Annotated in this window: 12 protein-coding genes; 5 read left to right on the top strand and 7 right to left on the bottom strand. The window is 47.9% G+C overall.

The window, feature by feature from the left end; translation table 11 throughout:
• Positions 1-49: 49 nt before the first annotated feature.
• Genes nagC through nagB form a run of 3 tightly spaced genes read right to left on the bottom strand, consistent with a single transcriptional unit; the run spans position 50 to position 3220 of the window.
• Entirely contained in the window at positions 50-1264 is a 1215-nt protein-coding gene (gene nagC / locus BZJ21_RS00375) for a DNA-binding transcriptional regulator NagC (RefSeq protein ID WP_077575874.1), read from the bottom strand.
• 7 nt (positions 1265-1271) lie between these two features.
• Positions 1272-2408: an N-acetylglucosamine-6-phosphate deacetylase gene (gene nagA / locus BZJ21_RS00370; RefSeq protein WP_077575873.1), complete on the bottom strand. Its 1137-nt coding sequence runs from the start codon at positions 2406-2408 to the stop codon at positions 1272-1274.
• Between the two features lie 11 nt (positions 2409-2419).
• Positions 2420-3220 carry a glucosamine-6-phosphate deaminase gene (gene nagB / locus BZJ21_RS00365; protein WP_077668850.1) on the bottom strand — a complete coding sequence of 267 codons (801 nt, stop codon included), beginning with the start codon at positions 3218-3220 and terminating at the stop codon, positions 2420-2422.
• Between the two features lie 318 nt (positions 3221-3538).
• On the opposite strand from nagB, the gene nagE reads away from it, so the two are divergent.
• Entirely contained in the window at positions 3539-5041 is a 1503-nt protein-coding gene (gene nagE / locus BZJ21_RS00360; protein WP_077460160.1) for an N-acetylglucosamine-specific PTS transporter subunit IIBC, read from the top strand.
• Positions 5042-5257: 216 nt separating this feature from the next.
• Entirely contained in the window at positions 5258-6925 is a 1668-nt protein-coding gene (gene glnS, locus BZJ21_RS00355) for a glutamine--tRNA ligase (RefSeq protein ID WP_077668849.1), read from the top strand.
• A 70-nt stretch (positions 6926-6995) separates the two neighbouring features.
• Here the strand turns inward: glnS and fcrX are convergent, their stop codons facing one another.
• Positions 6996-7442 carry a ferric iron uptake transcriptional regulator FcrX gene (gene fcrX, locus BZJ21_RS00350; protein WP_021022470.1) on the bottom strand — a complete coding sequence of 149 codons (447 nt, stop codon included), beginning with the start codon at positions 7440-7442 and terminating at the stop codon, positions 6996-6998.
• Positions 7443-7638: 196 nt separating this feature from the next.
• On the opposite strand from fcrX, the gene BZJ21_RS00345 reads away from it, so the two are divergent.
• Positions 7639-8127 (top strand): DUF4442 domain-containing protein, encoded by a 489-nt coding sequence (locus BZJ21_RS00345; RefSeq protein WP_021022469.1) that lies wholly within the window; start codon positions 7639-7641, stop codon positions 8125-8127.
• A 59-nt stretch (positions 8128-8186) separates the two neighbouring features.
• On the opposite strand, the gene fldA is transcribed toward BZJ21_RS00345, so the two are convergent.
• The 3 genes from fldA to BZJ21_RS00330 form a co-directional block, all read right to left on the bottom strand.
• A complete protein-coding gene (fldA, locus tag BZJ21_RS00340) occupies positions 8187-8714 on the bottom strand; it encodes a flavodoxin FldA (protein WP_077668848.1) in 528 nt (175 codons plus the stop codon).
• A gap of 109 nt (positions 8715-8823) precedes the next feature.
• Positions 8824-9045, bottom strand: coding sequence for a DUF2788 domain-containing protein (locus BZJ21_RS00335; RefSeq protein WP_021022467.1), 222 nt, complete (start codon positions 9043-9045; stop codon positions 8824-8826).
• A gap of 60 nt (positions 9046-9105) precedes the next feature.
• Positions 9106-9879 (bottom strand): alpha/beta fold hydrolase, encoded by a 774-nt coding sequence (locus tag BZJ21_RS00330; protein ID WP_021022466.1) that lies wholly within the window; start codon positions 9877-9879, stop codon positions 9106-9108.
• A 99-nt stretch (positions 9880-9978) separates the two neighbouring features.
• On the opposite strand from BZJ21_RS00330, the gene seqA reads away from it, so the two are divergent.
• Entirely contained in the window at positions 9979-10524 is a 546-nt protein-coding gene (gene seqA, locus BZJ21_RS00325) for a replication initiation negative regulator SeqA (protein WP_021022465.1), read from the top strand.
• A 28-nt stretch (positions 10525-10552) separates the two neighbouring features.
• Positions 10553-12199 carry a phosphoglucomutase (alpha-D-glucose-1,6-bisphosphate-dependent) gene (gene pgm, locus BZJ21_RS00320; RefSeq protein WP_077668847.1) on the top strand — a complete coding sequence of 549 codons (1647 nt, stop codon included), beginning with the start codon at positions 10553-10555 and terminating at the stop codon, positions 12197-12199.
• The last annotated feature ends 43 nt before the right edge of the window (positions 12200-12242 follow it).

Raw genomic sequence — 12242 nt, 5'->3', positions numbered from 1 at the left:
TGTGAAAAGGGGAGAAAAACGGGCTTACAGAGGAGCAAGCCCGATAGCATTATTCTTCGAGTAACTGTTGAAGGAGTTCACCGTTTAGCATCGCACGCTTGACTAAAGCAAACGCCGCCATGGTTGGCTGAGTTTGTAAATCCGCGCTAACGATTGCCAGTTTTTGGTGGAAGCTTGGCAGTGACTGGTTTTCTACACAGCGCTCAATGGCGGGGAATACCACACTTTTGGCGGCGGTGATCTTACCCGCAATGACGACCAGCTGTGGGTTAAACAGGTTGACCGTCATCGCGATCGCTTTACCCAAATGATTACCGACTTTGACTAAGACTTGACGAGCCAGCTCATCGCCTTGCTCGGCGGCTTGGCAAATGGCCTCGATGGTTAACGTTTGATCGTGCGTTAGGCTGCTGGGATGACCTTGAGCCAATAATTGCTGCGCATGCTCAATGATGGCCTCGTTTGATGCGACGGTTTCCAGGCAGCCAAAGTTACCACATTGGCATTTTTTACCGAGAGGGTCGATTTGAACATGGCCGAGTTCACCCACATTCCGGTTGTGACCGAGAAAAATCTGGCCATTGACGATAATCCCTGCCCCGGTTCCGTGATGCACACTGACCAGCATTGAATCGTAGTAGTCTTGACTGGCGCCAAAGTAGTGCTCAGCGAGTGCTTGTCCTCGAATATCGTTGCCAACAAAGGCTTGCACGCCAAATTCATCGCGCAGTGTATCGGCGAGCGCGAGTTGCTGAATATTAATATTGGGCATGTACTCGACCACACCAGAATCTGGGTCGACCAAACCTGGCATCACAACCGAAATGGCAATGAGCTCTCTAATGGCATGTTGGTGAGTATCAATAAATTGGCTCACGATATCGATTAAGCCTTTGACCAACTGATCTTGATCTTGGTAATGAAAGGTTTCACCGTGCTCAGCCAGTGAGGCGCCGCTTAAGTCATACAAAGATAGCTCAATAAAATGACGCCCCAATCGCACGGCAAGCGTATGAAAAGGGGCGCACTCGGTGGTCAGTGAAATGGCGCGACGTCCACCGGTTGAGGCCTGTTGTGCCACTTCTTTGATCAGGCCTCTTTCCAAGAGTTGGCGGGTTATTTTTGTCACACTTGCAGGAGCCAGTCGACTCACATCAGCAATTTGTATGCGTGAAATAGGCCCTTGTTGATCAATGAGTCGATAAACGGCTGCGCCGTTCAATTGCTTTACGAGATCGACATTCCCAATTTTTCCGCCAGTCATAGGTGTCCTAGCTGTGTAAATAGTGCCCGTTTACGATCGTTGCTTGAATGTTGATTGAACGGTCAAAAATGGCAAGATTCGCGACTTTTCCGGGACGAATACTGCCATAATGCTGATCAATGCCCATTGCGCGAGCAGGATAGAGCGTCGCCATCCGCAAGGCTTCATCCAAGGCGATCCCTACATGCTCAACACTGTTATGCACCGCTCGGTCCATCGTCAATGCTGAGCCGCCAAGTGTACCATTTTCATCAACACACTTACCGTCGCGGTAATATACTTTCTTACCTACAAAAATAAAGTGATCCATGTCGGCTCCTGCTGGTGCGACTGCATCGGTAACCAACACTAATTTATCCCTTTTTACTTGGTGCGCGAGTCGAATATTGGCATATGACACATGAAAGCCATCAGCAATCACGCCGGTATAAACATCGGGAGTATCATAAATCGCACCGACCATCCCAGGCTCGCGCCCTGTGATCGATGTCATGGCATTAAACAGGTGCGTAGCAAAGCCGATACCATTGGCGAAGCCCTCTCTCGCTTCAGCGTAGGTCGCATTGGTATGTCCTGCCGAGACAATAATCCCTGCCTTTGTCAGCGCCTGGATATGGGCGCGGGGGGTGAGCTCGGGCGCGACAGTAACTTTTGTAATGACGTCTGCGTTATCGCATAAGTATGCAATCATGTCATCGCTACTTGGGCGAATATAATCAGCGCTATGAATTCCTTTTTTTTGAGTATTTAAATAAGGTCCTTCTAAATGCAACCCAACTGCTTGATGCGGGTGCTTGGCTTTATGGTCCCGCATTGCCGCGACAGCGGCTTTCATATCGGCATCAGAGCTGGTGATCAGGGTAGGCAGGAAATTAGTGCAACCTGATTTAAGATTCGCTTGGTGCATGGTATCGATGGTTTCGGACGTAATGTCATCATTAAACATCACGCCGCCACAGCCATTCAGCTGCAGATCAATAAAACCAGGGCTAACCATCGCACCTTCTAGACTGCGTGTTTCAATGTCAGTGGAAAGCGCATGTTGTGGGCACACGTCTGCAATCAGGCCTTCCCGAATGACGATGGCATGATTATCAAGTACCTCATGGCCAGTAAAAATCCGGCAGTGGGTTAGGGCATACATGCTTAAATTCCTTATAAATGATGGATATTTTGGGCTTCAAGCTCTTGAAAGTACTTGACCGTTTTGACTTTTAGCTCTGCGGTTGAGGGCGAATCGCACACAATCATGGCCTTGGGATGAAGCTGCAGTGCCGAGACGGTCCAAAGATGATTGACTGACCCTTCCACCGCCGCTTCGAGCGCTTGCGCTTTATTGGCACCAGTAACCAGAATCATGACTTCTTCGGCATCGAGTAGCGTACCAACACCAATGGTGAGCGCGTGTTTTGGCACTTGATTGATATCATTATCAAAGAAGCGAGAGTTTGCCACACGCGTGTCTTCGGTCAAGGTTTTGATCCGAGTTCGTGATGCTAGCGAAGAGGCCGGTTCATTAAATGCAATGTGGCCATCGTTACCCACACCGCCCATAAAGAGATGAATTTTGCCGTAGGCTTTGATTTTTTCTTCATAGCGTTGGCATTCCGCCTCGATATCGGTCGCATTTCCATCAAGCAGGTTGATGTTTTTTTCCTGAATATCAATGTGGTTAAAGAAGTTTTCATACATAAAGGTACGATAGGCCTGCGGATGATTGGCCGGGATACCACAGTATTCGTCCATATTGAATGTCACCACATGTTCAAAGCTGATTTCGCCTTTTTTATGAAGTTTAATCAATTGGTTGTAGGTATTCAGTGGGGTGCCACCGGTCGGCAAACCTAACACAAAAGGGTGGTCTGTGGTTGGGGCAAACTGGTTAATGGTATCGACGATGTAACGCGCCGACCAAAGACCAACTTGCTGGCTGGTTTGTAAAGGAATGAGTCGCATGAGTCACCTCGGTAATCGGTTCCGGAATCTAGGCTCTAGCATAACGGATATGTGCATTTATTTTCATCATAAAATAAGTTTTATGATCAGGCTAACAACTTTCTTCTGTTTTGGGGTTATTCGGTGATGATTCTCACAAATAGCACGGGTTTAATTTGCGAAGCGAATTTATTGCCATAAACTGCAAGTGAGTAACATTGCTTTACAAAAGAAGTGATTTAATAAAAAGTCCTTGAGTGAATGCTCAAGTGGTGGTTCCAGCAAAGGCGCATAGACGCACAATTGCTGAACACAGAAAAATACACAGGGGGAACGACGGTGAATATTCTTGGTTATGCACAACGTATAGGTCGTGCGCTGATGGTGCCGGTAGCAGTACTACCTGCAGCTGCGATCTTAATGGGGGTCGGCTATTGGCTGGATCCAACCGGTTGGGGCGCAAATAACGCCCTTGCTGCTTTTATGATTAAGTCAGGCGCGGCGATCATTGATAACATGTCCGTCTTATTTGCCATTGGTGTGGCATATGGGATGTCAAAAGATAAAGACGGTGCGGCGGCACTAGCGGGCTTTGTTGGCTTTATGGTGATCACCACGTTATGTGCCCCAGGCGCGGTTAGCCAAATTGGTTTAATCGATATTTCTCTGGGTAACAATGAGTTAGCGTTTAGCAAAATCAATAACCAGTTTATCGGTATCTTGATTGGTGTGGTATCGGCTGAGCTTTATAATCGCTATAGCGGCGTTGAGCTGCCAAAAGCGTTGGCCTTCTTTAGTGGTAAACGCTTGGTACCTATCCTGGTATCTGTGGTGGCTATCGCCATTTCGTTTGTACTGATGTTTGTCTGGCCTGTGGTGTTTGGTGGCCTGGTTCACTTCGGTGAAAGCATTACCAACTTAGGCGCCGCCGGTGCGGGTATTTACGGCTTCTTTAACCGCCTGCTTATTCCAGTCGGGCTGCATCATGCGCTGAATGCGGTATTCTGGTTCGATACCGTCGGGATAAATGACTTGGGTCGTTTCTGGCTCGGTGCGCAAGGCCTAGAATCTGGTGAGGCGATTAAAGGCACTACAGGCATGTATATGGCCGGTTTCTTCCCCGTGATGATGTTTGGCCTACCGGGTGCAGCGTTGGCTATGTATCACACCGCTCGCCCAGAGAATAAAGCACGTGTGGCATCGATCATGATTGCTGCAGGCTTTGCGTCTTTCTTTACCGGGGTGACTGAACCGCTTGAGTTTGCCTTCCTGTTCGTCGCGCCAGTGCTGTTTGTCTTGCATGCGTTCTTGACCGGTATTTCGTTGTTCATTGCTGCAACGTTCAACTGGACGGCAGGCTTTGGTTTCTCGGCAGGCCTTGTTGACTTGGTGTTGTCTTCGAAAAACCCCGTCGCCAACGAGTGGTATATGCTTCCTGTCATGGGGCTGGTGTTCTTTGTGCTCTACTATGCCACCTTCCGAGCGGCTATCATGGCAATGAACTTGAAAACGCCAGGTCGAGAAGATGACGCGGTTGAAAGTGCGCCTGCCAACAACAATGGCAAGAGTGATAACCGTGAACTTGCGCGTCAATACTTGAAAGCATTAGGCGGCCATCAAAACCTGACTTCGATTGATGCCTGTATTACGCGTTTGCGTCTGTCAGTTGCTGACCGTGATATTGTTGATGAAGCGAAGCTGAAAGCGATTGGTGCGATGGGCGTGGTCAAACTCGGCGAAAATAACTTGCAGGTTATCCTCGGTCCATTGGCAGAGATTATTGCCGGGGAGCTCAAGCAGATCCCTGAAGATGAAGATCTCTCCAAGGTGTCGTTGCCTTAAACTTAGTTTGAATGATAAATAATGACGATGAAAACGCTCAGCGGGTTGCTGGGCGTTTTTTTTATCCACGGAGCATGTTGGTTTCGTCTAAAAAAGTAACAATTAAGAGAGCGTAGCAAAGACAATCACAACAACGGGTTGAGTCAGAGGGCGGAATAGGCGATCATAACGTCTATGTAGCTTTAAAATTCGCATTTTTGATACGAGGTAACCTTGATGAGTGATGCTGAAGCTCGTCCCACTAACTTTATTCGCCAAATCATTGATAAAGATTTGGCGGAAGGGAAACACACAGCGATCGTGACACGTTTCCCACCGGAGCCGAATGGGTATTTGCACATTGGCCATGCTAAATCAATTTGTTTGAATTTTGGGATTGCGCAAGACTATCAGGGTGAATGTAACCTGCGTTTTGACGATACCAACCCAGAGAAAGAAAACGTTGAGTATGTCGCGTCAATCAAGCGTGATGTGCAGTGGCTAGGCTTTGATTGGGCGGGAGAGGTGCGTTACTCCTCAAACTACTTTGATAAGCTTTATGGTTATGCCATCGAGTTGATTAAAAAAGGATTGGCGTATGTTGAAGAGCTCACACCCGATGAGATCCGCGAGTATCGCGGTACCCTGACGGCGCCGGGCAAACATAGCCCTTACCGTGAGCGTACTGTTGAAGAAAACCTCGCACTGTTTGAAAAAATGCGCGCGGGGGAGTTCGAAGAAGGAAAAGCCTGTCTACGAGCCAAAATAGATATGGCATCGCCGTTTATGGTGATGCGTGATCCTGTGCTTTATCGCGTTCGTTTTGTCCATCATCACCAAACTGGGGATAAGTGGTGCATTTACCCAATGTATGACTTCACCCACTGCATTTCTGATGCGCTTGAGGGCATTACTCACTCACTTTGTACGTTAGAGTTTCAAGACAACCGTCGATTGTATGATTGGGTACTGGAAAACATCACCATTGATTGTACGCCTCATCAGTATGAATTTAGCCGTCTGAATCTCGAATACACGGTGATGTCGAAACGTAAACTCAATCAATTGGTGGAAGAACAACTCGTTAATGGTTGGGATGACCCACGTATGCTGACTATCTCTGGCTTACGTCGTCGCGGCTATACACCGGCGTCGATTCGTGAGTTTTGTCAGCGTATTGGTGTCACTAAGCAAGACAACACCATTGAAATGAGCTCTTTGGAGTCTTGTGTCCGTGACGACTTGAACGACAACGCACCGCGCGCAATGGCTGTTCTTGATCCCATTAAACTGGTGATTGAAAACAAAACAGACGGTGTTGAGTGGCTTGACGCGCCGAATCATCCGAACCAACCCGAAATGGGAACCCGCCAGATACCCTTCTCGAGTGAAATCTGGATTGAGCGCGAAGACTTCCGCGAATCAGCAAACAAAAAATATAAGCGTCTGGTGTTAGACAAAGAAGTGCGTTTGCGTAATGCCTATGTGGTGAAAGCAGAACGCTGTGACAAGGACGAAGACGGCAATATTACCACGGTGTATTGTCGCTACGATCCCGATACGTTAGGGAAAGACCCAGCCGATGGTCGTAAAGTCAAAGGCGTTATTCATTGGGTATCTGCCGATAAGGCGTTACCTGCTGAGTTCCGTTTGTATGATCGCCTCTTTACGGTACCTAACCCAGCAAGTGCAGATAACTTTGCCGAGACGATTAATCCAGAATCACTGCAAGTACAGCAAGGCTATGTCGAGCCAAGTATGCAGAATGCGCCGGCTGAAAAAGGTTATCAGTTCGAGCGGACGGGCTATTTCTGTGTCGATAACAAAGATAGCCAACCCGATGCACTTGTTTTTAACCGAACAGTGAGCCTAAGGGATACTTGGGCGAAAATAGAAGGGAAGTAATAAAAAGCCGGCGTGTTTATCACGCCGGCTTTTTTGTTGTTATGTCACACCGCTAGTCGGTGAGCATCGATTAATCTGCGTTGTGAATGGAAGGATCGGCTTTGCAGTCGCCCTCCTGACAATGGCCATACAGATACAGGCTATGGTTGGTTAATTTCACATTAAAGCGGGCGGCAATCTCTTTCTGACGCTCTTCAATTAAGTCGTCAGAAAACTCAATGACTTTACCGCAATCAAGACAAACTAAGTGATCGTGATGATGCTGTGTCGCGAGTTCAAAGACCGATTTACCGCCTTCAAAATGGTGACGCGTTACAATGCCCGCATCATCAAATTGGTTTAATACGCGGTAGACCGTCGCTAGGCCAATTTCTTCGCCTAGATCAATTAACTTCTTATACAGGTCTTCGGCACTGATGTGCTGGCAATCTGGCTGTTGCAGCACTTCTAGGATCTTGAGTCGTGGGAGCGTGACTTTCAGCCCAGCTTGCTTCAACGCCTGGTTATTGTCTGACATGTGTATCTACCTGTTTTCTGTCTCTGTGAAGACAGTTGGATTAGCAAGGAAATATTCTATAAGACTATCAAAATTGCACTGCTCTCGCTACATCAGCCATGCTTTCTGCGTACGAAAATTGTTCATCTGTGGTTGCATCAATGTTTACAAGATGTGAATATTGCCTGGTTGGACCAGATAAGGAAGTCAATAGACCATGAATCGTTTCTATAAGCCACGAGTGGTGAAGTGGGCACTTAATAGCTGGCCACCGTTTTGGGGAGCCGGTATTCGCATTGAAAACATCAGCCCTGACTTTAAACGTGTCAATATGCGATTAAAGTTACGTTGGTGGAACAAAAATGCCAATCGTACTCAATATGGCGGCAGTATCTTCTCCTTAACTGATCCTGTTTACGCATTGATGTTAATGGGCATTTTAGGGCCACAGTACCATGTGTGGGACAAGCAAGCTGATATCAATTTCATCAAGCCTGGGACCACCGATTTATATGCAGATTTTGTGATCAGCGAAGCGGTATTAACCGATATTCAGCACAAGGCAGGGCAGGGTGACAAGGTGTTACCCGAATTTGTGGTGCATGTGAAAGATGCACATGGCGAGGTAGTTGCAGAAGTCAAGCGCACGCTGTATGTGAGAAAGAAACGGCAATACCGTGATATCTCGCCCAAAGAAGCTGCGTAATAAAAAACGCCAAGGCTAAGCTTGCCTTGGCGTTTTTTCGTCTCTCGAATCAGTGTGTCTTAGCCTTCGAGTTCGGCTAAACACATTTCTTCGTGAATTTGCTTAACCCATTTGCTCACACGTTCGTCGGTCAACTCTGGTTGGCGATCTTCATCAACGCATAAGCCGACAAAATGGCTATCATCCACAAGGGCTTGCGAGGCTTCAAACTCGTATCCTGCCGTTGGCCAGTGACCAATGATGGTCGCGCCCTTGGCTTCAATAATATCACGCACTGTGCCCATTGCGTCACAGAAGTACTCTGCGTAATCTTCTTGGTCACCACAGCCGAAAATGGCAACGAGTTTGGTGGAAAAGTCGATTTGCTCTAGCTCGGGAAAGAAATCATCCCAATCACACTGCGCTTCACCATAATACCAAGTTGGGATCCCGATCAGCAGCAGATCGAAGTTATCAATATCTTCTTTGCTGCTTTTCGCGATGTCTTGCACGTGGACCATTTGCTTGCCCAGCTGCTTTTGAATGCTTTTCGCAATTGCTTCAGTGTTGCCTGTGTCACTACCAAAGAAGAGACCTACACTCGCCATATAAAAATACCCGTTTTTGTCAGTGGGTTGCTGTTTGCAACTAACTCGAATTTAAGAAAAAGCCGTGCTTTTTCACACCCATATGCATAGGCGATTATTCTCCGTTGGGTTAGCCGATACCGACGCCTTCCCAAACCAATTGAATAACCCCTTTTACGATAAAGCCGACACAGCCTAGCGTGAGCACAAACCAGACGATTCGTCGACCGAATACTGGTACGTTGCCCTCACGTAACACGTCTTTAATTGCCATGCCGATAAAAAAGAAAATCGCGGCGAAGACGAGATCTAGACCAATTTTTTCGAGCAATTGAAAGTGCTCGTAAAGCATGCGTGCCTCCATTGAGCACCGACTTCTGCGGCGCAATATACCACAAGGGTTGCTTAACTGTTAACGCTCGCCCGGCATTAAAAAGCGTTCGATGACACTTGCGACCACGGCTGGCTTTTCTGCATGTAGCCAATGCCCTGTGCCTGCCACCATGTGCGCTTTTGAATGGGGGAACTGCGCGACAATGGTATCGCGATGCTCAGACTGGATGTATTCAGAGTTCTGTCCTTTAACAAATAATGTTGGGCCTGAATACGGTCCAAAGGCTGTCCACCCCATGATGTCACGATAACCGTGATAAAGATTATCAATATTAAAGCGCCAGTCGTAGTGACCGTGATCGGTTTTATAGAGTGATTTCAATAAAAATTGGGTCACACCTGGGTTTTCGATCGATCGATTCATGATCGATTGCGCTTGCTGGCGATTTTCTAAGGTAACTGTTTGGGTCTCGCGTAGTGCGTTAAAGACATTGTCATGTCGGCTAACTTGGTAGTCGACGGGGGCAATGTCCATCACAACCAGCTGCGAGACGCGCTCGGGAAAACGCTGGGCGATGGCCATGGCGACTTTGCCGCCCATCGAATGGCCCACCAGCGTGACCGTCTCAAGACGTTGCGCGTTCATCCAAGCAACCACAGCATCTGACTGGCTTTGATAATCCATACTCTTAGTATGATAGGACTGTCCATGGTTGGGGAGATCAATCTGATAGACACAAAAATGCTGAGCAAGGCTTTTAGCTAGCCCACCTAAATTATCCAGATCCCCAAATAAACCGTGGATTAATACGAGTGGTGACCCCTCACCACGAGATTTTCCATTTAACAACACGTTGCTTTTCTCTCAGATTACTGGCTTTAACGTAGAGTATACCTATCTATCTCTGTATAATCGCCCCGTCAAACGATAAACAGGACGCGATGAAAAACAATGAAAACGATTGAGGTTGACGACGATCTATACCGTTATATTGCCAGCCAAACCCAGCATATTGGCGAAAGTGCATCAGACATTTTACGTCGCCTATTACTGTCGGATGCGGCACCGCAGCCCAGTCAAGCTGCGCCGACGACGTCCTCTCGTTCTAGTGGCATTGTTGTCAGTAAAGATGCTGGACGGAGTGTGTCCACTGATCGTGTCAAAGCGATGCGAACGCTTTTGATCTCAGATGAGTTTGCCGCACAAGATCGTGCCATAGGCCGTTTTATGCTTGTCCTAACCACTTTATACCGTGTTGATCAGCAAGGTTTTGCCGACGGTATGGCGTTAAAAGGACGCACTCGTCTGTATTTTTCCGATAATCCACAAACACTGTTGGAAAGCGGCAAAACAACCAAACCTAAACAGATTCCAGATACACCTTTTTGGGTCATCACCAATACCAACACTGGTCGCAAACGCCAAATGGTGGAGCAGTTGATGGAAAAAATGCAGTTCCCCAGTGATTTGACCGAGAAGGTTGTGAACGCGATTTAATCTATGCCACTCATGGGAGAAGAGAAATATGGCAGTGCATCCCCAAGCAGGACAACGCGCACAAGCAGCAGACTTGTGTGATATTCCTGCACTTGTTACGCGTTTTTTCCAAGCTCAACCTCGACCAGGGCAACCCGAACAACAAGTTGCTTTTGGTACGTCAGGTCATCGCGGGAGCGCATTAAACACCACCTTCAATCGTGATCATATTTTAGCGATTGCACAGGCAATCTGTGATGAACGCCAAGCCCGTGGCATCACAGGGCCAGTGTTTGTCGGTAAAGATACGCATGCATTGTCTGCGCCTGCGTTTGGGGCGGTTATACAAGTGTTGGCGGCGAATCAGGTGCAAATTATCGCACAGGTAAATCAGGGCTATACGCCAACACCGGGCATTTCCCAGCAAATTCTGGCTTATAATCGTGATCATGCTGAACAAGCGGATGGCATTGTCATTACCCCTTCACATAATCCACCGCAAGATGGTGGCATTAAATATAATCCGCCACATGGCGGGCCGGCAGAGGGAGAAATCACCAAGGCGATTGAATCCCGAGCCAATCGATACATCGATACCTATTTAGAGGGTGTTCAACACATCGATATTGATGCGGCGATGGCCAGCGACTATTACGTTGAAAAAGATCTCGTGACTCCTTATGTTGCCGGTCTGACGCAGGTGGTTGATATTGAAGCTATTCAAAAAGCGGGATTAAAGCTGGCTGTTGACCCTTTAGGTGGTGCAGGTATCGCCTATTGGCAACAGATTGCGACTCAGTATCAACTCGATATTACCTTGATTAACGATCATGTCGACCCGACGTTTGGCTTTATGCCGCGCGATAGTGATGGCGTGATCCGGATGGATTGTTCGTCTGCTTATGCGATGGCTGGGTTGCTCGCTTATAAAGACGATTATGACTTGGCTTTTGGTAATGATCCCGACTTTGATCGTCACGGCATTGTGACCCCCGCCGGTTTGATGAACCCTAATCATTACTTGGCGGTGTGCATTGATTATTTATTCCGACATCGTCAGCAGTGGCCTGCAGGGTTAGGTGTCGGTAAAACACTGGTGTCTAGTGCCATCATCGATAAAGTCGTCAATGACTTATCACGCCCGCTGGTTGAAGTCCCGGTCGGCTTCAAGTGGTTCGTGCCTGGTTTGCATGAGGGGACGCTTGGCTTTGGCGGTGAAGAGAGTGCGGGGGCGTCGTTTTTAACCTTTGATGGTCAGCCTTGGTCTACCGATAAAGATGGTATTATTCTTTGCTTACTGGCGGCAGAAATCCTGGCGGTGACGGGGCTGACACCACAGGCTTATTATCAAAAGCTGGCGGATAAACATGGGGATCCTGCCTATAACCGTTTGCAAGCGGTCGCTAACGCGCAACAAAAGCAGGTGCTGAGCCAACTGCGCCCGGAAATGGTGACGGCTGACACCTTAGCAGGGGATGTCATCACCGCTAAATTGACTCATGCACCAGGTAACGGCGCGGCAATTGGCGGACTCAAAGTGGTCACGGATCATGGTTGGTTTGCGGCTCGCCCATCAGGAACCGAAGACATTTATAAAATCTACTGTGAGAGCTTTAAAGGCGAGCAACACTTGCGCTTGATTGAACAGGAAGCGCAACAAATTGTCGATCGCGTGTTTGAGCAACAGGGCGTCTAGCGCGCTGTTTCCGTTCTCCGTTTGCAAAAAGCGTGCACGATTA

The sequence above is a fragment of the Salinivibrio costicola subsp. alcaliphilus genome, assembly GCF_001996185.1.
In the GTDB taxonomy this organism is placed as follows: domain Bacteria; phylum Pseudomonadota; class Gammaproteobacteria; order Enterobacterales; family Vibrionaceae; genus Salinivibrio; species Salinivibrio costicola.
Note: the sequence above shows the minus strand (reverse complement) of the source record. Positions and strands in the feature narration are given on the sequence as shown.

Coding starts and splice junctions, on each gene's coding strand:
- nagC (WP_077575874.1), bottom strand. CDS start 1,264: ATGACTGGCGGAAAAATTGGGAATGTCGATCTCGTAAAGCAATTGAAC.
- nagA (WP_077575873.1), bottom strand. CDS start 2,408: ATGTATGCCCTAACCCACTGCCGGATTTTTACTGGCCATGAGGTACTT.
- nagB (WP_077668850.1), bottom strand. CDS start 3,220: ATGCGACTCATTCCTTTACAAACCAGCCAGCAAGTTGGTCTTTGGTCG.
- glnS (WP_077668849.1), top strand. CDS start 5,258: ATGAGTGATGCTGAAGCTCGTCCCACTAACTTTATTCGCCAAATCATT.
- fcrX (WP_021022470.1), bottom strand. CDS start 7,442: ATGTCAGACAATAACCAGGCGTTGAAGCAAGCTGGGCTGAAAGTCACG.
- BZJ21_RS00345 (WP_021022469.1), top strand. CDS start 7,639: ATGAATCGTTTCTATAAGCCACGAGTGGTGAAGTGGGCACTTAATAGC.
- fldA (WP_077668848.1), bottom strand. CDS start 8,714: ATGGCGAGTGTAGGTCTCTTCTTTGGTAGTGACACAGGCAACACTGAA.
- BZJ21_RS00335 (WP_021022467.1), bottom strand. CDS start 9,045: ATGCTTTACGAGCACTTTCAATTGCTCGAAAAAATTGGTCTAGATCTC.
- seqA (WP_021022465.1), top strand. CDS start 9,979: ATGAAAACGATTGAGGTTGACGACGATCTATACCGTTATATTGCCAGC.
- pgm (WP_077668847.1), top strand. CDS start 10,553: ATGGCAGTGCATCCCCAAGCAGGACAACGCGCACAAGCAGCAGACTTG.